Source organism: uncultured Tenacibaculum sp. (assembly GCF_947495995.1).
In the GTDB taxonomy this organism is placed as follows: Bacteria; Bacteroidota; Bacteroidia; order Flavobacteriales; family Flavobacteriaceae; genus Polaribacter.
Window position 1 is genome coordinate 516,644 of record NZ_CANMAX010000002.1, and the last position, 26,625, is coordinate 543,268.

Annotated in this window: 28 protein-coding genes and 5 tRNA genes; 1 reads left to right on the top strand and 32 read right to left on the bottom strand. The window is 29.0% G+C overall.

All coding sequences use genetic code 11. The annotated features are described in order from the left end of the window. Positions 1-276: 276 nt before the first annotated feature. Positions 277-849: a phosphatase PAP2 family protein gene (locus Q1A15_RS07510; protein WP_299621185.1), complete on the top strand. Its 573-nt coding sequence runs from the start codon at positions 277-279 to the stop codon at positions 847-849. 63 nt (positions 850-912) lie between these two features. On the opposite strand, the gene tnpA is transcribed toward Q1A15_RS07510, so the two are convergent. The 32 genes from tnpA to Q1A15_RS07670 all read right to left on the bottom strand — a co-directional run bounded on the left by tnpA (position 913) and on the right by Q1A15_RS07670 (position 26,596). Further along, positions 913-1,347, bottom strand: coding sequence for an IS200/IS605 family transposase (tnpA, locus tag Q1A15_RS07515; RefSeq protein WP_299621187.1), 435 nt, complete (start codon positions 1,345-1,347; stop codon positions 913-915). Between the two features lie 129 nt (positions 1,348-1,476). Then, positions 1,477-2,028, bottom strand: a complete 552-nt coding sequence (locus Q1A15_RS07520; protein WP_299621190.1) for a 3'-5' exonuclease — start codon at positions 2,026-2,028, stop codon at positions 1,477-1,479. Next, positions 2,009-3,787, bottom strand: a complete 1,779-nt coding sequence (locus tag Q1A15_RS07525) for a hypothetical protein (protein ID WP_299621193.1) — start codon at positions 3,785-3,787, stop codon at positions 2,009-2,011. Before Q1A15_RS07525 ends, Q1A15_RS07520 begins: the two co-directional genes overlap by 20 nt. Positions 3,788-3,995: 208 nt before the next feature. Then, a tRNA-OTHER gene (locus Q1A15_RS07530) sits at positions 3,996-4,106 on the bottom strand. 72 nt (positions 4,107-4,178) lie between these two features. Then, a tRNA-OTHER gene (locus Q1A15_RS07535) sits at positions 4,179-4,296 on the bottom strand. Positions 4,297-4,508: 212 nt separating this feature from the next. Then, positions 4,509-4,826, bottom strand: a complete 318-nt coding sequence (locus Q1A15_RS07540) for a hypothetical protein (RefSeq protein WP_299621196.1) — start codon at positions 4,824-4,826, stop codon at positions 4,509-4,511. A 27-nt stretch (positions 4,827-4,853) separates the two neighbouring features. After that, a complete protein-coding gene (locus Q1A15_RS07545) occupies positions 4,854-5,405 on the bottom strand; it encodes a hypothetical protein (protein WP_299621199.1) in 552 nt (183 codons plus the stop codon). Positions 5,406-5,527: 122 nt separating this feature from the next. Further along, complete coding sequence (prfH, locus tag Q1A15_RS07550) at positions 5,528-6,223, bottom strand: peptide chain release factor H (protein ID WP_299621202.1); 696 nt, start codon at positions 6,221-6,223, stop codon at positions 5,528-5,530. A 22-nt stretch (positions 6,224-6,245) separates the two neighbouring features. After that, entirely contained in the window at positions 6,246-6,788 is a 543-nt protein-coding gene (locus Q1A15_RS07555) for a hypothetical protein (RefSeq protein WP_299621205.1), read from the bottom strand. 59 nt (positions 6,789-6,847) lie between these two features. Continuing rightward, complete coding sequence (locus Q1A15_RS07560) at positions 6,848-7,231, bottom strand: hypothetical protein (RefSeq protein ID WP_299621208.1); 384 nt, start codon at positions 7,229-7,231, stop codon at positions 6,848-6,850. 328 nt (positions 7,232-7,559) lie between these two features. Continuing rightward, on the bottom strand, positions 7,560-8,951 hold the full coding sequence (locus Q1A15_RS07565) for an RtcB family protein (protein WP_299621211.1): 1,392 nt from the start codon (positions 8,949-8,951) through the stop codon (positions 7,560-7,562). After that, a complete protein-coding gene (locus Q1A15_RS07570; protein WP_299621214.1) occupies positions 8,936-9,631 on the bottom strand; it encodes a hypothetical protein in 696 nt (231 codons plus the stop codon). Before Q1A15_RS07570 ends, Q1A15_RS07565 begins: the two co-directional genes overlap by 16 nt. A gap of 754 nt (positions 9,632-10,385) precedes the next feature. After that, positions 10,386-11,060 (bottom strand): hypothetical protein, encoded by a 675-nt coding sequence (locus Q1A15_RS07575; protein WP_299621217.1) that lies wholly within the window; start codon positions 11,058-11,060, stop codon positions 10,386-10,388. 79 nt (positions 11,061-11,139) lie between these two features. After that, complete coding sequence (locus tag Q1A15_RS07580; RefSeq protein ID WP_299621220.1) at positions 11,140-11,877, bottom strand: hypothetical protein; 738 nt, start codon at positions 11,875-11,877, stop codon at positions 11,140-11,142. Then, positions 11,874-12,638, bottom strand: a complete 765-nt coding sequence (locus Q1A15_RS07585) for a hypothetical protein (RefSeq protein WP_299621223.1) — start codon at positions 12,636-12,638, stop codon at positions 11,874-11,876. The genes Q1A15_RS07580 and Q1A15_RS07585 overlap by 4 nt, the downstream gene beginning before the upstream one ends. A 22-nt stretch (positions 12,639-12,660) precedes the next feature. Continuing rightward, positions 12,661-14,421, bottom strand: a complete 1,761-nt coding sequence (locus Q1A15_RS07590; protein ID WP_299621226.1) for a hypothetical protein — start codon at positions 14,419-14,421, stop codon at positions 12,661-12,663. A gap of 9 nt (positions 14,422-14,430) precedes the next feature. After that, positions 14,431-15,600, bottom strand: coding sequence for an ABC transporter ATP-binding protein (locus Q1A15_RS07595; protein WP_299621229.1), 1,170 nt, complete (start codon positions 15,598-15,600; stop codon positions 14,431-14,433). Between the two features lie 159 nt (positions 15,601-15,759). Continuing rightward, positions 15,760-15,830, bottom strand: a tRNA-Ser gene (locus Q1A15_RS07600). A 16-nt stretch (positions 15,831-15,846) separates the two neighbouring features. Further along, positions 15,847-15,920, bottom strand: a tRNA-Asp gene (locus tag Q1A15_RS07605). A 3-nt stretch (positions 15,921-15,923) separates the two neighbouring features. Continuing rightward, on the bottom strand, positions 15,924-17,285 hold the full coding sequence (locus tag Q1A15_RS07610) for an SDR family oxidoreductase (protein WP_299621232.1): 1,362 nt from the start codon (positions 17,283-17,285) through the stop codon (positions 15,924-15,926). A 13-nt stretch (positions 17,286-17,298) separates the two neighbouring features. Continuing rightward, positions 17,299-17,373 (bottom strand) — tRNA-OTHER (locus Q1A15_RS07615). 11 nt (positions 17,374-17,384) lie between these two features. Continuing rightward, positions 17,385-18,158 (bottom strand): M90 family metallopeptidase, encoded by a 774-nt coding sequence (locus Q1A15_RS07620; RefSeq protein WP_299621235.1) that lies wholly within the window; start codon positions 18,156-18,158, stop codon positions 17,385-17,387. 29 nt (positions 18,159-18,187) lie between these two features. Continuing rightward, positions 18,188-18,874 carry a hypothetical protein gene (locus Q1A15_RS07625; RefSeq protein WP_299621238.1) on the bottom strand — a complete coding sequence of 229 codons (687 nt, stop codon included), beginning with the start codon at positions 18,872-18,874 and terminating at the stop codon, positions 18,188-18,190. A 232-nt stretch (positions 18,875-19,106) separates the two neighbouring features. Then, positions 19,107-20,108 carry an RNA ligase, Rnl2 family gene (locus tag Q1A15_RS07630; protein WP_299621241.1) on the bottom strand — a complete coding sequence of 334 codons (1,002 nt, stop codon included), beginning with the start codon at positions 20,106-20,108 and terminating at the stop codon, positions 19,107-19,109. A 766-nt stretch (positions 20,109-20,874) separates the two neighbouring features. After that, positions 20,875-21,576, bottom strand: coding sequence for a DUF434 domain-containing protein (locus tag Q1A15_RS07635; protein WP_299621244.1), 702 nt, complete (start codon positions 21,574-21,576; stop codon positions 20,875-20,877). Between the two features lie 188 nt (positions 21,577-21,764). Continuing rightward, positions 21,765-22,832, bottom strand: a complete 1,068-nt coding sequence (locus tag Q1A15_RS07640) for a nucleotidyltransferase domain-containing protein (protein WP_299621246.1) — start codon at positions 22,830-22,832, stop codon at positions 21,765-21,767. 145 nt (positions 22,833-22,977) lie between these two features. Then, positions 22,978-23,721 (bottom strand): nucleotidyltransferase domain-containing protein, encoded by a 744-nt coding sequence (locus tag Q1A15_RS07645; protein ID WP_299621249.1) that lies wholly within the window; start codon positions 23,719-23,721, stop codon positions 22,978-22,980. Beyond that, positions 23,703-23,924 carry a phosphate ABC transporter substrate-binding protein gene (locus Q1A15_RS07650; protein WP_299621252.1) on the bottom strand — a complete coding sequence of 74 codons (222 nt, stop codon included), beginning with the start codon at positions 23,922-23,924 and terminating at the stop codon, positions 23,703-23,705. Before Q1A15_RS07650 ends, Q1A15_RS07645 begins: the two co-directional genes overlap by 19 nt. A 58-nt stretch (positions 23,925-23,982) precedes the next feature. Then, positions 23,983-24,849, bottom strand: a complete 867-nt coding sequence (locus tag Q1A15_RS07655) for a hypothetical protein (protein ID WP_299621254.1) — start codon at positions 24,847-24,849, stop codon at positions 23,983-23,985. Positions 24,850-24,899: 50 nt separating this feature from the next. After that, positions 24,900-25,088, bottom strand: a complete 189-nt coding sequence (locus tag Q1A15_RS07660; RefSeq protein WP_299621257.1) for a hypothetical protein — start codon at positions 25,086-25,088, stop codon at positions 24,900-24,902. A gap of 2 nt (positions 25,089-25,090) precedes the next feature. Beyond that, on the bottom strand, positions 25,091-25,567 hold the full coding sequence (locus Q1A15_RS07665; protein WP_299621259.1) for a hypothetical protein: 477 nt from the start codon (positions 25,565-25,567) through the stop codon (positions 25,091-25,093). A 147-nt stretch (positions 25,568-25,714) separates the two neighbouring features. Then, a complete protein-coding gene (locus Q1A15_RS07670; protein WP_299621262.1) occupies positions 25,715-26,596 on the bottom strand; it encodes an AAA family ATPase in 882 nt (293 codons plus the stop codon). Positions 26,597-26,625: the final 29 nt, after the last annotated feature.

Below are 26,625 nucleotides of genomic sequence, written 5' to 3' on the forward strand. Positions count from 1 at the left end.
TTTCGCCTAATCCTGGACGAAAATCATAAGCACAAAGCTCTGATTGATTGCTGATATGTATACTTATTGTTTTCATTAGTAGTGCAATATTACTTCATTTTTTGAAAATGACTAAAGATTTCATCATTTTTTTATTGATTTCACTTCATATTTTACTTTAAAAAGATATAATACAGAGCTGTTTTTTAAGTTATTAATCAAATAAGTATATCATTTAATATTTAAAATTGTATTTTATGGTGCTTATTTTACCTAATAAAACCCCGAAAACCCTGTATGACTATAAAAGTATTCTTTAAATTAATTCTAATTTTAGTATTTCTATCTGGAAATAGTACTGTTCAATCACAAGCTCCGTTAAGTTCTTCGCAACAATTTCATAAAACAACTGGAGATGTTTTAGTCGGATTATTACCAGCTATTGCTTTAACTTCTACTTTTATTTGGCAAGATGAACAAAAAGGAACTTTACAATTTACAAAGTCGTTTGTAGGAACTGTTGCAGTTACTTCACTTTTAAAATTAATTATAGATAAAGAACGTCCTAATGGAGAAAGTTTAAATAGTTTTCCTTCAGGTCACACTTCAATATCATTTGCTAGTGCAACTTTTATTCAAAAAAGATATGGATGGAAATATGGGATTCCTGCTTATGTTCTCGCGAGTTATGTAGGCTTTTCTAGAATTGAATCTAAAAAACATGACGGTTGGGATGTTTTAGCTGGAGCTGCAATTGGTTATGGTTTTAGTTATTTATTTACCAAACCTTATGATAAAAATGCACAACTCCAAATAACATCAGGAGTTTTAGATGACACACCTACTTTTGGATTTAGGTATACTTTTTAACTAAATCACTCTGTACTGAAAGTACAGAGGTTTATTATACTGGGGACTAAAAGTCCCCCTTTTTTATTCTAATATAAAATTAGAATTATCCGAGTTCGGTTTTCTATGATGCTCTAAATACTCATTAACCATCTCATCTGTAATATTGCCTGTACTCCAAACACCATAGCCAGCTCCCCAAAAATGTTTCCCCCAGTAAAGATCACTTAATTTTCTAAATTCTTGTTGAAGTTTACGAGAGCTTCTACCCTTCAGCTGCTTTACTAAATAGCTAACACTTTGTTTAGGTGCATATTCTATATGCATATGGATATGATCTGAACTAACTACTCCTTTTAAAATCGATACGTTCTCTGCATCGCAAATTTGCATCAGAAGTTCTCGACAACGAACCTGGATATCTCCTTTCAATATCTGATAACGATATTTTGTAACCCAAACTATATGACAGGTTAACCTACTTACTGTATGAGAACCTTTACGTAGTGATCTTTCCATATCTGAAAGGTATTAATTTTTCATATAACTGAAAGTGCTGCAATAAAATTGCAGGGTTTTAGACCCTTAGTTGAGACCAATAAAAAAATCTCTAGACAAAAACTGTCTAAAGATTTAACTAAATTGAAACTATGAGTTTCTTAAACACCAATGCAAAATTTTTGCAATGTTCTTTGCATCATCTACACCTCTATGATGCGTTCCTTCTAAAAGAATATCCAAAATATGTAAAGCTCCTTTCATGCCAACTTTGCGTCGCAAACCTTTTACTTCTGTAAAAAGTTCTTTTACATTAACATGTTCTTGCGATAAAGGGTATTCTACACCTCTGATCTTACACTGATTCTTAATCATTTTTAAATCATAGGCTCCATAACTTGCCCAAACATATTCTTTAGCGTTATAATCTTCTCGAATTTGTCGGCAAGCATCTTTAAATGAAATACCTTCTTTATCTAACAAATCCTGAGTGATAGTAGTCAGTTCTGTACAAAACGGACTTACTTCTGAACGTTCTGGTTTGACTAAAATTCCTTTATTTTTTGAAATTTCTCCTGTTTCGATATCTAATTCACTAATACCAAATTCTATAATTTCATTTACTTGTCCTGCTGGAACTTTACCATTCCAACAAGTGGCTTCTATATCTATTACAATTATTTTATTTCCTCTTAATTTCATTTTCATTAAATATTTTGATAAAACTATCTTTTTCAAGTACCTCTAAAGAAAAATCATAAGTTGCTTCTTCTCTATTCGTTACAAGTTCTCCACTTAATTCATCAACAATAGCTTCAAATGTTAGTGGATTATTCCATTGTTGGTATAAAGCTTTTGTGGCTAAGTCTGAAATTTCTGAATTACCAGAAACTCTTGCATGACCTGCTCCAAAATTTAATAATACAAACGATTGCTGATTTTCTTCTGGTAAAATCATACCCAAAATGGTTTGCTTTTGTACAGAATTACATTTGATATCTACAAATAATTTATTTGGATTCATCATGTATTCATTTTTTATACCATCTCCTCTACCAACAATTATTTTATAATCACAATCTTGTCTTCCAGAGTAAACATTGTTATTAACCAAAGTTGGTGCATTTAAACCTGTATTGGCATATAAATATTCTACAGCTCCATTTGGCGCATCAGTAATATCTCCAGAATACATTAAATCTCCATTACCTTGCTTATAAGTAGAGTTCCACCCTACTTTACCTCCAATATTGATTCCTGATAAATCTAAATCATAAGCTCCCCATTTATTTTCCCAGTACACACCAACAGCTAATTTTTCTCCATAGAACTTTGTTCCCGTTGGGATATTTCCTACGTACATTTTTTCTGATGTTGGTAAAGCATATTCTATATCTTTTGGAATAAATATTTTTTGCTCAGATAAATTGAATCTATTTTTTAAGTATGCCAGTAAGAAATCATAATTTAAGTCACTTGCATAAGTTGAACGCCCTGGTTTTACCCAAGATTTACCATTTCTTATACGATACATAAAGGTATCTTGACCATTTTTTCTGATATAACAAGCGCTTAATGCTTTAAATAAAGCAAATGGTGTTGCATTATCTAACCAATGAATATCTTTTTCTAGCAATAATGAGTATGTTACTTCATTTAATGGATTAGATGTTAATGGTTTGTGATATTTTTTAGATAATTTACTAATCTTATTAATTGTTTTAGGCGCTCTATTTTTATAAGCTAAAAACAATGGTTTGAATCGATTAAAAATTTCTGCTAATCGCTCTAATCCGAATTTATTAAAAGCTATTGACGGATTATAAGAACTGTCTTTAATCGCTTGAATTAATTCTTCATTTTTAATTAATAATGTAGTGTCTGTAGTTCTATAAATTATATATCTGAAAAACTCTACTACACTTTCTGGATAAACTTGATATACATCGGCAATCTTAACAATTGCTTCTTTATTTTTTATTTGTTCTTTTCCAGTAAATTCATACTGTAATTCGTCTACTAAAATTGATAGAATATCATCTATAGTTTCTTCTTTTAAAGCAATACCCGATTGTAGCAATGATAAACATTTTTCTGTCATTTCTTCAACTGTATATGCCTTAATTACTTTATAAACTAACTTTAAATCTGGAACATCTAAAACTTCTGAAGGAATATAAATTTCACTTTTAAAATTACTTCCGTAAGTAGAAATATAATGTTGTATTTGTTCAACATACAATTCAAATCGTGTGCTTGTTTTAATTTTATCCCAAGATTTATGGAAAGTTTTGTTTAAATCGTTTCCGCTTAACTGTTCACGAGTATAAAATTCTTCTATTTTATCTTTTGCCCATAAAGCGTCTTTTTCTATAATGAATCCTTCTTTAGAGATAAACGGACGATCATTATTTTCTGATTCTTTTGCTATTACAGCGTTAAACAATTTTAATGTTTTCATTTTCATAATATTTATAAGTGAGGTGTATTTAATGGAATATATAGGAACACCTTTTACCTATGTTTTAAAAAAAGACGAAGAGTAAAATGAACCTAAACATGTTCCGGAATCGAACCGGTATATAGGAACTCTTTTTGTCTTTAATAATCAACGAGAAGTAATTTTTCCTTTAATTGTGATTTTTATAGGAACTTCTTTTGTCGATTTGTGACTCAGACAGGACTCGAACCTGCAACCCTAGAATATAGGAACCATTTATGCCGTTACAGCGAATAGTAAAACAAAAGTCTAATGCTCTATCCAATTGAGCTACTGAGTCTGATAATACTAACGGAAAGTAATATTTAGGTGACAGCTAATGTTAAATAGGAACTTTCTTAGTCAGTATTTGTAGTTCGGGCAGGGATCGAACCTGCGACACACAGTTTGGATCTTTTTCATAGGAACTATTATTGCTTTTTCATAGCGAATAGTATTTTTCTGTTGCTCTACCTCTGAGCTACCGAACTATTTTATAATGTTAATGAACTTTTAATTTTGCCTCATCATAATCCTCGTCATGATGAGGCGTTTTTTCTTTTTCAATCTTCCCCCTTCATCTTTTTCAATTTCATAGATCTTTATTTCTTTTTCAGTAAGCAATTTGATTAAGTATTGCTCTTTTTCATAATTACACTGCAAATATTGAATCGTATTGCGCATCGTTTTTGCGTAGTAAAAATTATTTCTGTTTATTTTCATAAATTTTATCTCTACGATCAATTTCTGCTAATGGACTTCCTTTAAAAACATCAATATTTACAAAACCATTTACTTCTGTAATTAAAGATTCTGTAGGCTTTATGGCTCCTTTTCTAGCATTACCATAATCTCCTGTTAGCTTCTTTGTTGCAGGATTTACGTCTTCCCATAATTTGTCGGGTTTACCATTATAAATCGGTTCAACAAAATAAGTTACACCAGTAACTTTAGATTGTACCATAAATCTTCCCGTGGAATCTGTGTTCTGTAAAAATCTGTGTAATACTTCCTTTCTCATTTCTTTCTCTTTTTAAATTCAATTCAATTATTTCTTTTTCTTTCCCTTTTTTGATTTAGTTCCCTTCTTATTCTCTTTTTCTTTATTTTTCTTCTTTTTCCGCGGAACTTTATCTTTAATTCTATCTTTATGCTGATTTATCGTGTACATATAGCTATCGTTATACGTATGAACTTTTGCCTCTTTTAAAAAGTCTAATGCTTTTTCATAATTTCTTTTTTGTTCATATAATCTGGCTTTACCCACATATAGAACAGCTTTATCTGATCCTTTAATTTTTAAAGCAAAATCTATTAACTTTTCTGCTTCATCTAAATCTTCATTCCATAGTAACACGTTTACATAATGTGGATAAATATGGAATGCATTAATATCTTCAGCTAAAGCTTCAGCAAAGTAACTTTTCGCCTTTTCATAGTCATACAAATTTTCTGCATAAATGCGCCCTAGTAAACCTAACACCATTGTGTTTTTCTCGTCATAAGCTAAGGCATAGGTTAAAGCTTCCATAGCTTCTTCTAAATCATATGGATATGCATCTAATGCTTTAAATATGTAGTTATTAGTTAGTGTTTTCATGTTGTTTCAATTTTGTTGTCATTGCGAGTAAAACAAAGTAATCTGTTACTTTATAGACTAAATTCATTGTGAAATAAACAGATTGCTTCTTTTTCTTCACTTTGTATATCGTAATGACGATTTTAATTCAACTCTCTACGCAAATCATTCTTTAATTGATTACGTTTTGATTTATAATTTTTCTTTTTCTGTTTTTGAATTTTAAAATCTGTTCCAGTAAATATTTGTACTGGATTTCCTCTTTCTATATTCAAATGATTTTCCCATTCTTGTTGTACCGATTGCTGTAATTGTTCGATATTATTTGCTACCACACGCTCTTTTAATCGCTGTATTGCTATCTTTTTATTTTGATGCTGTGATCTACTTTCTGATACTAATACTTGAATTCCTGTTGGAATATGTTTTGCTCTAATCGCAGAACTTACTTTATTTACATGTTGTCCTCCAGGACCAGAACTTCGTATGGCTTGAAATGCTATTTGCTTTTCATCTACAGTAATTTTGTTTTTCATTTTTAATTCAAAACAACCGATAAACCAGTTTTTACGTTTGTGATGTTTTCTGAATGTTGATGTGCCAATCCATTGAATAGTGCCTAACCATTCTTTTAAAAATGAAGTCAAGCTTTTACCTTCAATTTGAATCGTAACCGATTGAACAGTTCCATTTTCGTTCCCATTTTCTTTTTGAAGAATCGTATAATCAAACTTATTTTCTTCTAATTTTTTCAGGAACGTTTTTAATATTTTAGCAACTACCCAAGTACATTCTGCAGGACCACGACCTGCGGTAAATTGAATTGTTTTTGTTTCCATGTTATTTTCCTAAGCCAAAAGACTAGGGCATTTTTGATAACAATGGATTGCCTATTGGATTTTTTCCTTCTGATACTAATTTTACTGCGGTTTTTACTGCCCAACATTTATCACTTGAATGAATGTTTGAATAAAAACTTAATAACGTTTCTGGCTGAACTACTTTCCAACCATTAACTTCAGTTGTTGCTATGGCTTTAGATTCAAAGAAATCGATTGTAATTCTAACTTCTCTTCCTGTTGGTAACCACTCTATTTTTTCGTATCGTCTAAAATTCTCTTGGCTAGGCATATGATCGTAACGAGTCCAAACTTTTTCAAATCCTTCATCTAATAAAATTTGCATTACAATTCCTACATTTTTAGGATTCACAAAAATGTCTATATCCTTATGATCATGTGCATGCTTGTATTCCTTATGATTCATTTCTGACATAAAATGCCAGGCCCAACCTCCAGAAATAACAATCCATTGTTTTAATTTTTCTAATATTTTTAAGCCTAATTCTATACGGTAATCAGGCCATAATTCTCCGTATCTTTTTGTGTTATGTTGTGCTCCCATAGTTTTATTTTTTTATGTTGTTGTTATTCTTTTTCCTTTGATTTATAAAAAAACTAGTTTTATAAACTTTTTATTACTCCTTCTATTTCTTTTGCTTTTTTTGACAAATGTGTTAAGCTTTCATTTCGTTTTTTAATTTCGACTTGATTATAGATTTCTTCTTTAAGCAAAGATTGATAGCACTGTTCGTATTGACTTTTGTTTTTTTCTAAATAAACTTTTAATTCATCTAACTCTTTAGGTATATATCCCGGTCCAGAACATCCACAAGAATGATAGCTAATTCCCAAATCTGAAAGAACTTTTAAAACTTTCCATTTTTGTTTTTGAAATTTTTTTGGCACCTCACAATCTTTACCTACATTAACCATAAGTTGACCACATTGAGGGCAATTAAATTCCTTACTCTTTGCTTTTTTATTTTCAGTTATATCAATTAACAATCTTCTTTTAAATCCTTTTTTACAATTAAAACAAGCGTAATGAGATTTATAACTATAAGCTGAATATCTACACATGATTTCTTTCTTTTTTATGTCATTGCGAGTTTCTCCTGAATTATATAGAAGGAAACGAAGCAATCTGTTAATCGAGGAACAGATTACTTCTTCGTTCCACTTTGTTACACTCATCGTAATGACGATTTATGTTTTATAAATAGTTCTCGACTTACTTTGTAAGCTATCTACATTCAAAATCTCTTTTGAATTTGATAATGCTCGAACTGACAGTTTTTAATTGTTTTTTGATTAATGAATAATGATAATTGTATTACTTATCCATTCGTACAATTTTCGGTGTAAAAGTTCCTACAACTTCTACCAATTCTTGTTGATTTGCCATTACTTTCTTTATGTTTTTATATGCCATTGGCGCTTCATCAATTCCACCTCCAATTAAACTCACTTGATTCATGTTCAGTTGATGCTTAATGTCACTTTTGGTGAACTTCTCTTTACATTTTCTTCTAGAATGCTTTCTCCCTGCTCCATGTGATGCAGATTGTAAACTTTCTTCATTACCTAAACCTCGAACAATGTATCCTGGTGCTGTCATAGATCCAGGAATTACCCCTAATTCTCCTTTACTGGCAGGAGTTGCTCCTTTTCTATGTACAATTCGTTCTACTCCGTTTACTTGTTCTTTCCAAGCAAAATTGTGATGATTTTCAACCATTGCCAACGGTTTTACACCTAGTAATTTTGCTACTCGTTTGTGAATATTATCATGACAAGCTTTTGCATAATCACCTGCTAAATTCATAGCTAACCAATATTCTTGTCCGTCATGTGTATTTAAATCTAACCAAGCTAAATGCTGAACATTTTTTGGTAACGGACATTGTTTACTCGCTAAATAGGTATAATGCTTTGCTATATTAGCTCCTAAAGCTCTCGATCCACTGTGAGATAATAATCCCACATATTCACCAACAGGTAAATCAAACTCGTTTTTTTCATCAGTTATCGTTACAATTCCGAACTCTACAAAGTGATTTCCACTTCCTGAAGTTCCCAATTGTCTAAATGCCTTTGTTTTTAAGCGCCTTACTAATGGAATATCTCGAAACTCACTACGTTCAAATATTTCATGATCTTGTTTTTTATCATGTGTTTCATACATTCCAAACTTTGTATGCTCTTTTAAAATATTCTCCATTTGATGTTGCTTTCCTTTGATATAAGAAGCTTTCATTGGATAAATACTTAAAGCCATTCTACAACCGATATCTAATCCCACACCATATGGAATTACTGCATTCTCTGTAGCTAAAACTCCGCCAATGGGCAAACCGTATCCCGAATGTGCATCTGGCATTAATGCTCCTTGCACTGCTATTGGTAATTTTAAAGCATCGTATAATTGATACTTTGCTTGATCATCAATTTCGTTTTCTCCATAAATTGAAAATGGAGCTCTTGTATTTCGTAATTGATGCATTCTAACTTCTACTGGTTTTGTTAAACCTTCTGCAACTTTCCCCCAAATCGCATTTCCCTGATATTTTTCTGGATGAAGCAACACGTCTTTTGCTTCTTCTAAAATGCGCTCTTTCTTTTCCTTTTTTCTGTATCGGTTAATTTGCCCTAAGGCGATGTTTATGCTATTGTTTTGTGGAAATCCTAAATTGATTAGGTCTTTTCCTTTTAATCTCTTTCCCATGTTACTTTCCCATTTAAAATTGCTGCTATAGGATAGTTTTGTAAAGCTTTTAATTGTTTTTTAGCCTTAAGTTTATCCTTTGTAAAATCTTGGGTTGTCCAATAATCTTTTCGATTCCAACCACAAAATTTTGCGTTTGCTTTGTAGTATCCGTTTCTTAACAACTTGTTATCAAGTAAAGCATCTTCACTTTCTAACGCTGGATCAATTCTTTTAGAATGCGTTATATAAGCTCTCGTGTATTTTATACGATAGGCGCTTTTAGGAATTCGTACATAAAATCTTTTTCTAAGCTTTTTATCTTCTGTTCTGTACGAATACACAGTGCACATCTTTTGTGCTTTATAACTTAATCTGTTGAATTGACGTTTACTGATTGTTGGAAAATCTTTATAGATCAGATATTTTGAAATTTGATCAAACCATTGTTGATCTGCTTCTTCTTTGGTTCTACCCCAAAATTTCTTCTCTATTACATCGTATAATTCAAGAATCTCTTTCTTGTTTTTATATCGATCTACGTTTTGAGTTATAACAATCTCTTTAAACCAACCATGTCGAATTGGTTTTTCAAGTTTTATATAACCTAAACTTTGTTTTTGTTTCCAAATTTGACGTTGTTTTTTCCAGATACCACGAACCTCTTTAAGCCTTTTCGACTTTTTATGTTCTGGTTTCAATTATTTTCCTATTAAACGTTGCTCTGTTTGTTTCGGAAATGGTAATAAACTAAACGGAATTGTGTAGTATTAAAAATCCGAAACTTTGTTTTGGGCTTCGGACTTTAAACATATTGTATACTATTTATGAATGAAGTCACGAAGCTGTTGTGCATAAGAACCTAGTTCTCTTGTTACACCGATGTCTTTTCTTAAATTGAACATTTTACTTCGTTTTTTATGTGTTAAATTTTAACTCCTTTTTTTATTTTATATCAGTTAGACTCCCCTAACCATTATAATAAAGTTATTAAAACGATATTTTGTTTTTGCTTTAATTGCGATGCAAAGATGTGAGGCTTTTTTTTATTACGCAAGAAAAAAATGAATTTATTTTACTGAAAGTCAATCACTTAAAACAAATCAAGAGAATAAAAATCCTGTCCGAATTTCTTCAGATAATTAATCTATTGTAATTGAGTTATGTAGTACTATTGACTCTTTTTTCAAAGGGCTACATTTTTTTCATAAAAAAAGCGTCCAAATTTTACAACTTGGACGCTTTTAAGTGATTTTATACTACAATAACCTATTTGTAACTCCATAAAAATCGCTTTTGAGCGTCCGATATGTGATTAAATTGCATTAGCATAGGTTATATTTTGTTTTTTGCGTTAATAAATATGTCAGCAAATATGACAATTTTATTTGATTTAAGGACTTAGATTGATTTAAAATTAAATTCAAACAAGTAGAAATCGATAAAATAAAGCCTTTAACAAGCTTCATTCATTAAGTATTTGATTCCTTTACTTTTTAAATCTCTGACTTTTCTCTTACCTTCTTGCCTACTTTCTCTATAACTAGGCCAATCATCGTAAGTTAACCAAGGAAATAATTTTCTTTCTGTTTCGTAATATCCTTTACTTTTTAACTTTTGATTTAAAAAAGCGATTTGTTTATCTAATTGCGGATCTACATTTCGAGTATGAGTTACATAAGCTCTTGTGAATTTTATTTTATAAGCTCCTTTAGGTATTTTAACATAAAAACGAGTTCTTAAGTTTTTTCTTTCAGTGTAATATTGAAAAGGAATGCATAATTTTTTAGCTTCGTTACTCAACCTGTTGTATTGTTTTTTATTAATCGTAGGAACTTCTTTATTGATTAAATATTTAGAAATCTGAAATCTCCATTTTCGTTCTGCTTCTTCCTTAGTTTTAGCCCAAACTTTTTTCTCTACTAATCTGTATACTTCTTCTATATGCTCTTTATTAGCATATTTATCTACATTAGTAGTTATAATTAGCTCTTTAAACCAACCATGTCGATAAGGTTTATCTAACTTTATTAATTTTAACTCAGATCTTTTTTCATATAGTACATCAAGTTGTCTATATATTTTACGAACTTCTTTCTCTCTTAATGCTTTATGATTTTTAGGTTTCATAGTAATTTATTTTTCAATACAATTTCTTTTCAATCGAAGAACAAATATGCTACTTTCTTTTTAAATTAAATTTCAAAAACTATTTAGTAGTAATATATTGTTTAATTACATAGCGCATTGGATTAGATTTTGATACTTTTAGAACTATGGAATCACCTATCTTTCTTTCTCCAACGTACTTATTTATTCTGGTAATATCTTTAAAAGATTTACCATCACATTCAAACTTGTAATATAAACGTTGATAATAACCTCCATGTCTGGCATGAGACCAATTAGTTTGATAAATATGTGCTTTAACTATTTCAGTATCCTGGCCGATAAACTTATAATCGCCTGTGTATATAAGATTTCCTATGTAAATAAAAAAAGGAAATAATGCAATTACTATAAAAGCTTTAATCCACTTCTTTTTTCGTTCTATTTTCTCAGTTTGCGTGTAGTTTTGTTTCCAAATACGATACTTTTCATTACTCGAAATTTCTTTTTTTAGAGTTTTACTTTCAAAAAACTCTTCAGTATCATTTAAATTTTTCTCTAAGAAGTTATCTAAATATCCATAGAAAGAATCCACAGAAGCAATTTGAAATTCTGAAAAAGTAACTTTGTTATTATCTAAATATTCAACAAGAATTGTGTCGTTTTTCTTTTTTAGTACAATGGTTTTACGCTGATCCACATAGCTTAAAATATAAACGAAAACATGAAATACTCTTGTATATTTAATCTTCTCAATAATAGAAACTATTTCTTCTTTAGAATCTACTTCTATAGTTTCATCTTTAAATTCATAAAGTAAACGGACTAATACTCTCACGAAAATAGTTTGTGTAAAAATTTTAAAAATTTAGATCTGTTGTCTTTTGATACTTCTTTCTTAATTTGGGCTTTTTTCATAGTAACCGTTTCATATACAGCTTCAATATATTCAAATTCACCCATGTCTGGTTGTACTAAATCTGCACCTCCTTTATGTGGAGATTGCACATAATATTCTGGAGGCTTAGGAAGTTGTTTTTCACATTCTTTGGAACATAAATTAGCCAACATTGGAATAATATCTGTTCCTACTTTGGCGGTAATCCACATTTGATTCGTTTCTTCATAACTCATCTGTTTATTACAAACACTACATTTTAAAGTATCACCATGATATCGAATAGGGTTATGATTTAATCTAGGAAATCCCATACGGTTTTTGTAATTCCCATAAAGAGTTCTTGTGCTAATACGACTGTCTTTTAGATTTTTGCATTTAGATATTTCAAATGGAAACCAATGTAAATCATAAGATGCATAAGGATCAAAAGATTCAAGTGATTGCATCTCTCCTATTTCTGGTGGAATTCGCTTTAAATTACTACCATATAAATCAATTTTCTTTACGTTTTTAAGCTTAGCTATAGACTCAGGTAAAGTATAAATTTGAGAGAACAATTCATTACCAAGAGCTTCTCTTGGTGAAAACTCTTCTGTGTTACTTTCTGCAAGTTTATCTACATATTCACATAACTTTTTCCAAGCAATAGAAGTTCTATCTTGAACATTATTAGGTATTTTAGAAATCCTTTTATTCATTAAATTTCAACTTAATTAAAACTTATTCAGTCCAAGCTCTCCAATTTCTTATTGATTTACTGTACAAGAAAATTCCTAATATCCATACAACAATCGTAAACCAAAATCCGTATTCATCGAACCATAATACATATGGATCTTTATTTCTTTGAGGATAACTAAGTATTTGTTTATAGTATAAAATTGAAAATAATACTATTAATGGAATTGCAAATTGCGCCAATGTAAATAAGATAGACACGAAACCTTTCTTCCATTTTCTTGTTAAACCAATTATAGACAAAACGACAAGTGAAATGTTAATTAACAATGCTGCGAGTATTCCAATAGTTTTATCTACTCTTAAATATTTATCTAAAATGTAAATAATTAAAATACCAAAAATCATAACTACACAAGCAGCAACAGCACTCAACAAAATATTTCTGATACTGGTTGTTTTGAATGTAAATAACAATAATGCTACTAAAATTGACATTACTATAAATACATATAAACTGTCTACATCAAATTTTGTATTGTATGAACTGTGAACATTCTTGAAAAATGTTTTTAAATTTCCAAAATCACAATACGGAACTTCTTTAAAATATTCTTCATATTCTGTTTCTTTCAAAATACTTTTTCTGTCTTCTGTTTTCTGGAATCGATCATAATATAACTGTTCTTTTTTACTGATATTTATAGGAATAGCTATAGTATCTATTCTAGTTTTCAGTTTAAAATAACTGTATCTAAATTTTTCTTCTTGATATTCATCAGGCTTACGATCTTTAATATTTATAATATACTTATAATCGTTTTCAAGATTAATTAAATACAGCCAATCTTTGATATTCAAGTTATGTTTTACATTATATTTCTCAGCAAGTACAAAGAATTTTTTCAATTCGTTTTCTATACTATTACTATCTTTTTTAGATAAAAGATTGTAATAATCTTTTACTCTTTTTTTAGAATCAGTATTAGTTTGTCCGTAATCTATAAACTCTTGAGAATAGTTATATAAGTTCGGAACAAATAAGTTTTTAAACGGAGTAACATCATACACATTTCGATATCTAAAAGGATTTCTATCAACCGCATATTCCTTTTTGTTATAAACATCATCAAAAGCATGTGCATTATTCTCAATATCTTTTGCTATTAAATCTTTATCAAGCTTATAAAATTGATAATACTTATCATTATATTTTAAATAGGGTTTGGTAGTATCAATTCTAACACCTAAAAATCTTTTACTATCTGTTGAAACAGATTCTAAAGGAAAAGGATGTGGATACTGTTTTTCTTCAATATCATAGTTTGTTCTATTTTTCAGGAAGAAAATTGCAGCATTATTAAACTTTTTGATATCTGTATCAATTTCATTCCAATCGTAAAGCTTTTTAATCTTGGTAACGACACCTTTTTTATAAGAATAATAATGTGTGATGTTTGTAAATAGAATTACAAATGTGATACAAAACTGTAAGAACAGCTTACCTTTTTTAAACGGATATAAACTTTTAAAAGCATTATTTTTCAAATAATAGATAATCCACAATAAAAGTGACACTATGGAAATTAAAGATCCGATCAATAGAGCTGGAGAATCATAATAAAATCCTGATAAAGTATAATGCGCAGCTACATTTTCCTGTGAATTAATTGATAGAAAACCAGCAATAAAGAATCCTAAATGGAGTATTACAGCCAAAGCTAACATCCAAACCAACCTTGTATTCCAAATTAAAGGATAATGTTCTACTAAGTATTTATTTATTTTTTTTATCGTTTTCATAGGTAAGTTTTAATACACGAAAAATCTTCGAGTTGATTTAGAGATATCTCTTATGTATTGAATTTTAAAATTGTTTGAAGCTATAATTGATAAAACTGTATTGAAAGTAATGTCATTATCTTTAAAATAAATAATGTAGACACCTCCATTATATTCTATTTGCTCTAAATCATATTCTTCAAAAACCTTTTCTATTTCTTCTCTAGAATTTGTAGTATCTAACTCTATTATTAGTTTGTTTTCTTCATCAGTATTTATGCCTAAAAGGTCGGTAGGTTTTCCGTTTCTTAAATAAATTACTTCATCTGAAACTTTTTCTACTTCATATAATTGCTGTGAAGAAAAAATCATAGCAATCGGATTTACATGTGATTTTGCTAACATTTTTAAATCCTCTAAAATTACCTGTTGAGCAAGGATATCTAAATTAGCTAACGGTTCATCTAATAAAACAATTTCTGGTTTTCTTAGCATTGTTCTGGCCAGTTCGAAACGCATTTTATATCCAGATGATAATTCACTCCATTTTAAATCTTTGTATTTCCATAAGCCAAATCGAGCAATCATCATATGTACAAGTAAGTGATTTTTCTCTCCTGTCACTCCGTGATGAACCAAAGCAAATTTTAAATTGTCAATTACACTTCCATACCATTTAGAAGTTCTTTGTGGTATGTAAACTAACTTCGATTTTAAATCATAAAGATCTGAAGTTGCATCTAGAAAAGAGTATGATAATGATCCTGATGATTTCTCAATTAAGGATCCTAAAATAGTAAGTAATGTTGTTTTTCCATTTCCATTTTCTCCTACTAAACCATAAATATCACCTCTTTTAAGAGTTACATCAATTGGTCCTAATTTAAATTTTCCTCTATTGTATTCTTTTACAATTGATTTTCCTTCTAAAATGGTATTTCCAATAACATTTTTATCTTCAATAGGAACATTCTTAATAATCGTAACACATGATAAAAAATCTTCTTCTAAAGTCGATTTATCCTGTGTTTCATTTTCATAAAGCGCTACAAAATTTAATGTTTCTTTAAAAACATTAACATCATCTGTGTGTAAAGCTGCATCAAGTAGTATTCTATAACCTAAAGAATGATCTCCTTGTTGGAAATATTCTACAGCCTGATTAATAAGTATTTCTTGTTTTGTCAACTTATTTTCCATAACAATTCTTAATTTTTTAATAAGTTATACTTCTGTAAAACTAGACTTTATTTCTCTTTTCTAAAAATTTGAACCTTTTTTCGTTAGCGTATTATGTATAAATGCTTATTGAATTTGTTTTTTCTAATAAATGTTTCATAGTCTTAATTTTTTTAAAAAGAAAGAGGGTTGGAATCGAACCAACATCATCGGATTAGCATTCCGCTGCTTTCCAATTAGCTTACCTCTTTCTTTTATTTTAAAAAATGAAGATAGGCTGGAGTCGAACCAGCAACCTTATGCGTGACAGGCATATATTCTTCCATTGAACTACTATCTTCATATTACCAATTTTCTATTTTGTAATTTTTCAGCAATGTTCCAGCTAATATAGGTTTTTCTTGAATTCCTTCTAAAATTGGCTGTAAAATTCTAGCTGCTCCATCTGCAGAATCTAAAGGAGGAATATAGCCTCTTTTAAACTGTTTTTCTCGTAAAATTTCTTTTGCTCCTGTAGAAATCCAACCTACATCAACGGCATACATCAAAACATTATGATCTTTTTCAAACTGTTTACCAGAAGTTCTAGTCATCATATTTAATGCTGCTTTTGTCATATTTGTATGTGGATGAAAAATCGTTTTATTATTGTAACTAAATTGTCCTTCAGAAGAAGTTACATTAATAATGAATCGTTTATTAAACTTAGATTTTGAGAATAAAGGTGTTAATTCTTTAATCAAAAAATAAGGTGATATCTGATTAATCAAATTAACTTCTAATAATTCGTACATAGACACTTCTTCTAAAGTTGAATTCCAACTTGTTTTTTCTCTAGTATCGATAGGCTGTCCAAATCTATTCATTTTAAAATCCTGATATTCTTCAGAGTTCACTAATAAATTGGTTTCTTGCAATACTGAAGTTGTATTAGCAATACACAAATTTTCATCAGAATTTAAAAGCAACTTCTGCTCTTGTTGAACTAATGGTGTGTAATATGTGTCGTTGTATTTAATAGTTTGTGCTGCGTTATTTATTAAAATATTTAAAGTACTGTAACTAGACTTATAGAATTTAATAAACTCTTTAACTGCTGTTAAGTTTCTTAAATCTAAGCCGTAAACTATTAATTTATCTTTCCAATCATTATAGTCTTCTTCTTTTTTAAACTGATCTAAAGCTGAAGCTGGAAACCTACTTGTAACTACAACATTTGCATTAGCTCGTAATATTTTTAAAGCTGTTGCATAACCAATTTTTACTCTTCCTCCAGTGATAATTACGTTTCTTCCTTCTAAATCAATATTCTTAAATCTATTTTCATAATTTTCTTCAGCACAATTCGGACACATTCTATTATAAAAAAAATGGACTTTATTGTACTGTACATTACAGACATAACAATTCTTAGGTTTATTTATCGACTTAAATTCTTTAGTAGTGTTCAATTCACCTTCAGCATATAACGTTTCATTACGAATTGCATTTTTGAAAATAGTAGATTCTTTTAAAACATTTAAATCGTGTTTTAATCTTTCCTGAGTAGACTCATAACTCTTTTGCTTTTTCGCTTTTTTATGAATCTTAGTAATTAAACCAGAAAACAATTGATTATCTGGATTATGAAAAGGATTGTCTTTTAAAGTTTGTAGTACTTTAATGCAATTATCCCATTCTTCTTGAGTAAATTGATATGTTTCCATATGATTTTCTTTGTGGAATAGACGAGACTCGAACTCGCATCTGGGTCTAGCCGGACACCTAGTTTTTCTCCATTTAAACTACTATCCCATTTAATTTTTTTAATCTACAGTAAAGCAATCATCTAACATTTGATATAACTTCGGATGTTTCCTTTTCAATAACATTGGTCGTTCAAAAAAGTACTCACTGGCTACAGCAAAAAATTCTTCTTTAGAAGTACCTCCGTAATTTCTAATATCAGAATCATCGTTATTAATATCTTCCATTTTATCATGAACTAAATCTAGCCAAACTAATAAATTCTTATTGTCTAATAATGCTTTAGGAATACCGTCAATATTTCCGTCTAGTTTATCAAGTAAATGAACAAATTCATGAATTCCGGTATTTCCTTTATCAGTTTTGTTCGAAAAACCGTGGTGTAAAGCTCTTCTCGATAGAATCATTTTATTTTCAAAGCGTCCATTTCCAACTAATCCACCAATAATTTTATTTTTTGACTTTGCTTCAAATTCTAAATCTTCATTAAAATAATCTGGATAAATAATCACAGTTTTTAAATTAGGATACATAAAATTATTAAAACCAAAAACTGGTATAATAGCACTGGCCGCAACTAACAAAATATCTAAATCTTCTAATTCAAAATCAACCGCAACAATTTCTACACGATTTAAAAAAGTCTGAATTCGTTTCTTAAAATGTAAACGATCTTCTGTATTTAATTGTTGATAAAACAGTACATTTTCTTCTAATATTGTACACCAATGTTTTTGAATTTCAACAGTATTAGTTTTAGGTTCAACTTTTTCTTTAGTAATTGATTTGTATACTAAAAAAAGGATAATAAGAGTACTAATGATATATAACAAAATACTTTTTCTTTTAGGCTAAAATACTATTATTTTTCATTTTCTGAATTTAGAAAAGGTTCTACAAAACCAATAAATTCTAAATTGCTTTTTTTCCATCTTGCTCCGTGACCAGAAGCAATACGAACTTCATAAATCAACTCGTGTTTAAAATGATAAAATACATTCCACCAAGTTTTATGATGTAGCAAATATTGTATCAGTTCTTTTACCTTTTCTTCTTTCTGCTTCGGATTTCCTTCTACTCTACCCCAAAAGTTATTTGTTGTTCGTTCTGAATGTTTTTCAAAAGCTCGAACTGCTTTAGTAACGTGTATATTATACTGCTCAAAACTAGCTTTAAAAACATCTCCATTTAAAGGTGGAAGTGCGTTTATAGTGTTATCTGTTGCTGATGTTAAACGTTGCCCTATAACCAAAAGAAAATCGGTAATATCTGTATGTTGAAATCTTTGAATTAATTCATCAACTTCATTTATCTCAAACAAAAATAGAAACTGTTCATAGGCAGCTTTTCTATCACTTTGAATTTCTTCTTCGAAATATGGTAAAGTTAGCGTATTTAAAAAATTAGCATCTGAATAATAACTATGTAAATTAGATATGAAACACGTCAAATGTTCTTCTTTACAATACGTTAAATAATGTTTTTCTTCTTTTTCAATTAACTTTTTTTGCAAAGCTAATAGTTTAATATGTAATTCTTCTTTTTTCATGTTTTATTGAATAACACAGCAAACTTAATTTATTACTACGTATTCTTTTTACGTAGCAATTTAAAAAATTAGAAATGGAAAGATTTTTACTTGCATCTTTGGGTATTTTCCATTGTTTTGTCTTTTAAACTACATTTCTAATTTTAATAGTTTCCGAATTTAATTCGAAATTATTTTTAAATAATTAATTCTACTTAATGAGAACCTGAAACAAGTTCAGGTTGACGTTACTTTACTTGAATAAAAGTACTTCTTTAACTAAACTAACAGCTTCTTTGTTAAGCACTTTAGTAAATAGTTTTTGACGTTCTTTTTCAATAGTATTCCACTCATCTTCGTAATCTTTCTTAAAATCTACAAAAGCATCTTGAGATAGTAAACCAATAGTTTTTCCAGTTTGTTTTGGTTCAAAATCACCAAGTTTACTTTGCACGTTCATTAGTCTGTTTTCGTTAATGTAACTCATTAGTTTTTCTAGTGTTTCCTTTTCTTTATCTGAAAATGATACCACAGTAGTTTTTCTAACTCGTGTTGTTGCATGTGAACGTTCAGACCATTTTTCGTTTTTGTTTTTAAAGATTACTCGTGTTCCATTTTTAAAAATTTTACTTATTACAGGTTTAATTACTACACCTTCACAAGTGTTATCTTTAATCTCTGGAAGATCAAGCCAACCTGGAATCTTTGAATCGAACTCGTTTGAATATGCTAGACAATCTTTAAATGAACCTTCAAAAAGTGATTTTGCATAAAATAGTCCAACGGTTTCAAAAAGTTCATTCGCTTCATTTACATTTAGATACACATCTTGATCGATACGAATATCAAAAGCATAAAAATCGTTATCAGGTGTGTAAAAAACTCCTTTTTGAATTCTTGACATTCCTTTTGATTTTGGTACTTCTGGATGTTCGTAACTACCTCCAAAGATTTCACCATAGACCGTAACTTCAGCTATGGTTGGATATTTTTCTTTAACAAGTACGTATAGTTTTTCAATAGCTGTTCTATATTTTTCTAGTACGTATTTGTAGTTGTTAAATTTTTCGTCTTCAGCAATTAACCCACTACGTTTTGCGACTTGAATTACTTCTCCATCTGTAATGAAAGAAAAGTTAGATCCGTGCACTTTTTCTTGAACTACATATTTTTCTTTATCATATCCATGAAGATAAACTTGCTCAATTTGTTTTTCACGATATGTGTTTTCAATACTGTTATATTTCTTAAACATGATCTTAATTTTTTAATAATTACTAATTCTCTTTTCGCGCGCTTGTGTAGAAGATGAGATTCGAACTCATTGCTATTAAACATTCCTTTATGCTTCTACGTTTTCATTAACTCTTTAAAACACTTTTCTTTAATACTGACAATAAAAAAAGCACCTCGTTTCGGAGGTGCTTTTAAAATTTATATACTAAACTTTTTACTGTCTATACCTCCTGATTTTCATTTGAAATAACTCCATAACAATACTTGCACTATTTATTTGTGCTCTTTTATTAGTATTCCAATCTTGGATGTTATTCATTTTTAGCATTTCTTATGAATTAATTTTTTCGTGGTGCAAATATGTGTTAAATATCCCAAATACACAAATCACAAAAACTTAAAAATCAAACATTTAACTCAAAATAAATCAATAAATTCCCTGTCCGTAGTTTTACGGATACACAACAAACTTGTTACTATTTTGATTACTAGTTATTTGTTGATTTAGCATCGACTATGTGTTTGCTTTTTAACTTTCTAAGATTTTTTATCATTTTTTACAAAAAAAAGCGTCCAACTTAAAAATTGGACGCTTTTACTATGAATTATTATTTATTTTTAATCTCTATTTTCTTCTGAAATAATTACATAACGTCCTTTCTGCGTTCATCCAATTTAGATAAACACCAGCATCTTTTCTCGATATTTGAATTGTGTTATGTAATGATTCTTGTTTCATTTCTAATGCAAATATGCAATATTTTTTAGAATTTGAAAATTGTAATCTAACAAGAAACTAATGCTTTATAATCTTTTGGAAGTAATTCAGCTATTAAATTAAACCAAATAGATGCGCGATCCAATATCCAAGCGTCTGAAGTTATAGCTACAGATTCACTGTTTGCAATTACTTTATCTGGATTATTTTCTAAGATTACATCCCAATTATAATCATGTTTTTTTGCAATAGTCAATAATTTAGTTTTCATTCTACCACTATTAGAAACTGGTTGATCGAAAACCCAAACTACTTTTTTTACCTTATATTTTTGAAAGAAATCACCAATTAAATGTATTGCTTCTTCAGTTTGATTTACACTTTTATAAGTTCCATGTAAAGAAGACAAATCACGATAAGCTCCATCTTTTCCTTCAAAAACATACGCATTAGAAAGAATACTTTCCAATAATATAATTTGATTAAAACCATCAATTATGATTTCTTTACCGATCAAATTCTCTTTCGAAATTTGCTTTTCCTTTCTGTTTTTTACAGCTGATACTGCTGCAGACATTCCTTTTATAGCTTGTTGTTGACGCTTATTCAACTTGTAACGATTTCCAGCTAATTCACAAGAAGAAGCTTCTCCATAGCCGCGTTCTAATAGAAACGACATATCGTAAACTGCTTCTTTTATCTTACGCTGCATAAATTCTTGTCCAAATAATCGATCATCTGAACCTTCTTTTCCTCTATTTTTTGGCATTATTAGTTTTTGCGAGTTAAGAATATTTATAGTAATTCTTTATTTTAATTTATTGATTTTTTAGTCATAAATACTGTGTTGACGTCATTCCGAATTTATCTCGGAATCTAATAACTTTTGTAAACAACAAATTTTAATGAGAACCTGAAACAAGTTCAGGTTGACGTAAGGTTTATGATCACATATTACTAATATTCGTTCTGATCATAAAATTCAGTTCTTATATTGTTCAATAATTCATTGGCCAAAACTTTATCTGGTTTGTCTGGTAAATCTGAAGTTTCATAAAACTGTTCTAATTCTTTTTTAATAGTTTCAGCTTCACTAACTAAATCATCATACTCAAATTCAGCATTTTTGATTTTAAATAAATATTTTCTTTCAGATTCACTCACTCTAACATTTATGACTTTATTTTTTGCAATTTCTTCAGCCATATGTAATAGACGAAATGTATGCATCATGTTCTTCGCATCATAATTTTTATCGTGAGAGATATTACTTTTATAACGTTCGTCATTTCTTTTATTGACCCAATCCCAATATTCTTTGTACTTTTTACAATACGATGAATAACCTTCTAAATTACTGTATAAAACTGCAATTGGCTTTTCTTCTTTCGGAATTGAGCTTGTACACACCTCATTCGCATTTTCTCTTGCAATTCCTTGATAACCTAATGCATCACTATAAAACAAATTGAAACAATTTTTCATATTTGGAATTTTAGCCAATCCGAAATTATTAATATCTAAATGATTATCTGTTAAATACTCTTTTAATGGTAATGACTTTTTCCCTTGAAGAACTGTACAAAAATCAATGATTTCTTTTCGTTTTTTTTCAACCGGATTTACAATTTTCTTATTTAATCCTCTCGCCTTTTTTATCTGAGTAAAAGCATAATTGGCAAATGTATTCTTGCATAATTTTGATAAAAATAACTCAGATGTAATTTTATCGTAAATAGGGTGTTTAATTTGAACACACTCAGCTGGCATATTTAACAATTCTAGAATATTCGGATTATTCTTTAAGCATAATTCTATAAACTTTCTTAATTCATAATACACAATATCATTCGTTTCATTATTGATTTGTCCGACATAATCCAACGAATAGAATTTATCTTTCGGTAAAATAAAAACACCCCGAATATCAGTATCTGAAGTAGGTGTTTGTAATCCATATGCTCTACTTCCACTAATACTTTCAAAAATGATCGAGTTTGATTTTTTTAATTCTTCTAGTGTCATTGCTTTATATTTTTAAATAAATGTCAGGTTGAGCGCAGTCGAAACCTGTTTGATAATGAATAATTCTTCTTTCTTTTCCCTGATAAAAAAAACAATCTTTGAATTTCAGATTGCTTCTCTTCGCTTTGCTACAATCGCAATGACGTTACAGGTATTTCAAAAAGAACGTATTAAACGCTTCTTGATTTGCTTTTCCGCTTGGCAAACTATTTTTTAACTCGTTATTTTCATTAATAATGTCTCTAACTAAACGAATTAGTTCATCTGAAACAGGATCGCTACTCTTTTCTATTCGTTCACTTTTTAGCTGAATTACTGCATCAATTTTAGCATGAAAAGATGTATCAATTAATTCATATAAATCTCTAAAATATACTGGTGGAATTGTATGCTTTTTGGCAATCCAATTGGCACATAAAGCAGTTCTGATAGTATAAAAGAAACTCTTTAATGTCATTTTATCAGTTCCTAAGGTTTCCTCAAAACCTTTATTCATAGCATGAAAATGGTGAAATCCAGCAATTGGATTAAAGTTTTCGTTTGCCAATGTTTTTAATTCTTCTAAAAAAGTGATGTTGGCTCTATAAATTACAGGTGAAAATAACCAACCTGTAAACGAAGCATTTGATTTTGCTAATAAACGAAGTGCTTTTCTGATATCCCAACCAGATCCGTCTAAATCATCTTCAGTCATAAATTCGATCGTATCTTTTGTTTCCCAAAGATTTAAATACCAATCTTTGGAATGTTTGTATACAAATCGAATATCATAATCGGAATCTGGAGAAGCAAAACCCCAAGCTCTGCTTCCCGATTCTACTGCAAATAGAATTTCAATATTCTTTTCTTTTTCTAATGCAGCTAAATGTTCTAAAATTCTTTTTTCCATTGTGTTTTTCTTTGACTTTTCCAATTTCTTTCAGGTATAGTTAGGTTTATAGTTTCAGATCCGTGTGGGAAACACCATTCGCAACCTTGTTCTTTACCTATTTTTATTCTAGAAATTTGAATTCCAGAAATTTTTCTCGGAAAATCTATCAATCCATACTCGTTTAAACCGAAAGCGTTTTTAAATCGACTAAACTTTTTCATTTGTATTACGTTTTTAATTAAAACCTAATACAGTGCTCCTTTTTTGATTTGCATATTGTTATTTCTTTAATGATTTTACATACAATAAAATTGCAGAATAAATTAATCCTGGTCCTAATAATACATGAATCAACATAGGCCAATAAAAGACCTTATCCTTTTGATAGATATATGCGACACTAACAAATGTGGAAACTATACCTAGAACCAATAACGGTAATGCTTTTTCTTTTGCATTTTTTATTAAATCTTCTTCTGATTTTGAAAAGCTTTCATTGATTTCGTAATCGTTTAAACCTAAACTTTTAAAATCATTTCTTATGTCTTTTTCTGATCTAAAACCTAAACTTTCTCCTATTATATAATTTTTAACTTGATAAGAAAAATCATCTTCATAATTTGAAGTATTACTTACTGTGGCTTTTAGTATGAATAACCAATCTTCAAACTCTTTTACTTTAGTATATCTATCAAAAACTTTTCTAGCAATATTCTTAGCTTCATTCATTAATTCGAAAGTAGATAAGCCATGACCTATTTCTTTTCTATAACTGTAATTTTCGTAGCATATATAATAATCTGTTAATATTTGATAATTAAAATCTTCTTCTACACATTTATCTTTTATAACCTTAACTACCTCAAAAACTTCATTAATATTATTATAATCTAATATAAGTTTACTTAGTTCAAAAATTGAAATTGCTAGATACTCATCAGCAGTAGAATGCTTATTAAAAACATTCAACAACTGGTTTTTAAAAGTATTTGAATTATAATTAATTTCAACTAAATCAAATAAAAAAGAATTCAATTTAAGACTATTCACTTCAGCCATGAAGTATATATCTTTTTCAAAATCTTTCTTTGATAACTTATCATTTAGTACTTGATAAATTTTATGCTTTATTCTATACGTTTTCATCTTTCATAACTTTTTAAACCTCACGGGTTTTAAAATCTGTGAGGTTTCTATCAACTGTCTTTCATTTTTTTTATAAACTCATTCAAATATTCTTGCAATGCATTTACGTTACTTTCTTTTCTTAGTAAATACTTTTCAAGATTTGGATAATATTCAATGATACTTTCTTTCGTGTACAATTCAACAGATTCTAATAAGGCTAACGTAATCCCTAATTGAAAAGCTATTGTTTTATACACTTCTATATGTGAACCATTTTTTTGCCAAAATCTTTAATCTGATCAAATCTTATATTTTCTAAAAAAATAATTTTACCATTAGTACTTCCGCGCAAAGCTTCTTTTGCTTTAGTTCTTAATGAAGTTCTTGTAAAATATGATATTAGAGAACGTAAACATCGTTCAATTCTAGCTTCAACATTTCTGTTTACTTTCCTTATTATTCTTTTTTTAAATCGTTGCGAATGGAATCCATAAGTTTCATATAAAGCATTATTTAATTCATCTTCTTCTCCTTTAAAACAAGCTATAACAATACCTTTTTCTGTAATTGCTAGATTAGCATTTATAACTTTGTTTGTATTAAAATTTGACTTTTCGATGTATGCTTTTATCGTTTCATGATTTTCTTGTATTGAATTTAATTCATCAACAAAAAAACATACATCTAAGTCAACTGAACTTTTAGAACCGAAAATTTGATATGGATTTTCCATCATTTTATTTATGATAATCTATGTACGTCAACCTGAACTTGTTTCAGGTTCTCATTATATATCTTATTTAAACTATAATGAGATTCCGAAACAAGTTCGGAATGACGTAAAAATTAAAATTATTATTAATGACAAGTTTTCGTTCTTACTTTAAAAATCACCATAGAACACTTGTAAACATGGTAGTTGCAACTTCTTTCTCCACAAATCAACAACTTGATTTCTATCATCTAGAATAAATTCTACATAAAATTTATTTTCAATTTCGTTTCTATATAATTCTTCTTTTATAATAGAATCTTTTCTTTTGTCTTTAGGATTACGCATCCAAAGTGCATCGTAATTTACGTCATGCTTTTGAAGCCAAGATTCTGTTTCTGATTTGTATTGACCATCTCTACCAGAAAGTAATAAGATTTTGTATCCTAGCTTCTGATAATTCTTTACCAGATTAACGATTGGTACATTAGGCAAATCTTGCTCACATTTACTACCATCAAACGGACTTCTATTTGTAATTAAAGATAAGGTTCCGTCTAAATCACAAATAATAGCTTTTGGTAAATTTTCATCTTGCTTTACATATTCGTTTTTTAGCTTTTCTTTTGTTTTCAGTTGTTTATCCATTCTTAGAATAACTTCCCTTCCAACAGATTTTTCTCTAGCAGCATCTCTACGAATTGCTTCTTCAACATCTATTTCCATTAACTTCACTTCAACTTTTACAGCGTGACCTGTTTCATTGGTGTATTCACTAGCTATTTCTGCAATTCTTTCCTGATTTTTGTCGTAAAGATTTGTATCATCAACAATAACATGTTTACCTGCTAAAAGCGCTTCTTTTATTAAAAAATCTCTTGTTTTCACAATAAACTTTTCATTTCCTTTACTAAAGTGATTTGCATCTAACATTTCACGTAAACTATCTCTATTGATACGCTTATACATTCCAGGATTTTCTGAAACTAACTTTTTAGCATATGTTGATTTTCCTGATGCTGGTATTCCTTTTAATATGATTATTCTTTTCATTTTCTTAATTTTTAATTGTAATTCTTAAT

Bases quoted from the DNA above. Each gene is read 5' to 3' on its own strand.
- Q1A15_RS07510 (WP_299621185.1), top strand. From the start codon at position 277: ATGACTATAAAAGTATTCTTTAAATTAATTCTAATTTTAGTATTTCTA.
- tnpA (WP_299621187.1), bottom strand. From the start codon at position 1,347: ATGGAAAGATCACTACGTAAAGGTTCTCATACAGTAAGTAGGTTAACC.
- Q1A15_RS07520 (WP_299621190.1), bottom strand. From the start codon at position 2,028: ATGAAATTAAGAGGAAATAAAATAATTGTAATAGATATAGAAGCCACT.
- Q1A15_RS07525 (WP_299621193.1), bottom strand. From the start codon at position 3,787: ATGAAAACATTAAAATTGTTTAACGCTGTAATAGCAAAAGAATCAGAA.
- Q1A15_RS07540 (WP_299621196.1), bottom strand. From the start codon at position 4,826: ATGAGAAAGGAAGTATTACACAGATTTTTACAGAACACAGATTCCACG.
- Q1A15_RS07545 (WP_299621199.1), bottom strand. From the start codon at position 5,405: ATGAAAACACTAACTAATAACTACATATTTAAAGCATTAGATGCATAT.
- prfH (WP_299621202.1), bottom strand. From the start codon at position 6,223: ATGGAAACAAAAACAATTCAATTTACCGCAGGTCGTGGTCCTGCAGAA.
- Q1A15_RS07555 (WP_299621205.1), bottom strand. From the start codon at position 6,788: ATGGGAGCACAACATAACACAAAAAGATACGGAGAATTATGGCCTGAT.
- Q1A15_RS07565 (WP_299621211.1), bottom strand. From the start codon at position 8,951: ATGGGAAAGAGATTAAAAGGAAAAGACCTAATCAATTTAGGATTTCCA.
- Q1A15_RS07575 (WP_299621217.1), bottom strand. From the start codon at position 11,060: ATGAAACCTAAAAATCATAAAGCATTAAGAGAGAAAGAAGTTCGTAAA.
- Q1A15_RS07585 (WP_299621223.1), bottom strand. From the start codon at position 12,638: ATGAATAAAAGGATTTCTAAAATACCTAATAATGTTCAAGATAGAACT.
- Q1A15_RS07590 (WP_299621226.1), bottom strand. From the start codon at position 14,421: ATGAAAACGATAAAAAAAATAAATAAATACTTAGTAGAACATTATCCT.
- Q1A15_RS07595 (WP_299621229.1), bottom strand. From the start codon at position 15,600: ATGGAAAATAAGTTGACAAAACAAGAAATACTTATTAATCAGGCTGTA.
- Q1A15_RS07610 (WP_299621232.1), bottom strand. From the start codon at position 17,285: ATGGAAACATATCAATTTACTCAAGAAGAATGGGATAATTGCATTAAA.
- Q1A15_RS07625 (WP_299621238.1), bottom strand. From the start codon at position 18,874: ATGAAAAAAGAAGAATTACATATTAAACTATTAGCTTTGCAAAAAAAG.
- Q1A15_RS07630 (WP_299621241.1), bottom strand. From the start codon at position 20,108: ATGTTTAAGAAATATAACAGTATTGAAAACACATATCGTGAAAAACAA.
- Q1A15_RS07635 (WP_299621244.1), bottom strand. From the start codon at position 21,576: ATGCCAAAAAATAGAGGAAAAGAAGGTTCAGATGATCGATTATTTGGA.
- Q1A15_RS07640 (WP_299621246.1), bottom strand. From the start codon at position 22,832: ATGACACTAGAAGAATTAAAAAAATCAAACTCGATCATTTTTGAAAGT.
- Q1A15_RS07645 (WP_299621249.1), bottom strand. From the start codon at position 23,721: ATGGAAAAAAGAATTTTAGAACATTTAGCTGCATTAGAAAAAGAAAAG.
- Q1A15_RS07650 (WP_299621252.1), bottom strand. From the start codon at position 23,924: ATGAAAAAGTTTAGTCGATTTAAAAACGCTTTCGGTTTAAACGAGTAT.
- Q1A15_RS07655 (WP_299621254.1), bottom strand. From the start codon at position 24,849: ATGAAAACGTATAGAATAAAGCATAAAATTTATCAAGTACTAAATGAT.
- Q1A15_RS07665 (WP_299621259.1), bottom strand. From the start codon at position 25,567: ATGATGGAAAATCCATATCAAATTTTCGGTTCTAAAAGTTCAGTTGAC.
- Q1A15_RS07670 (WP_299621262.1), bottom strand. From the start codon at position 26,596: ATGAAAAGAATAATCATATTAAAAGGAATACCAGCATCAGGAAAATCA.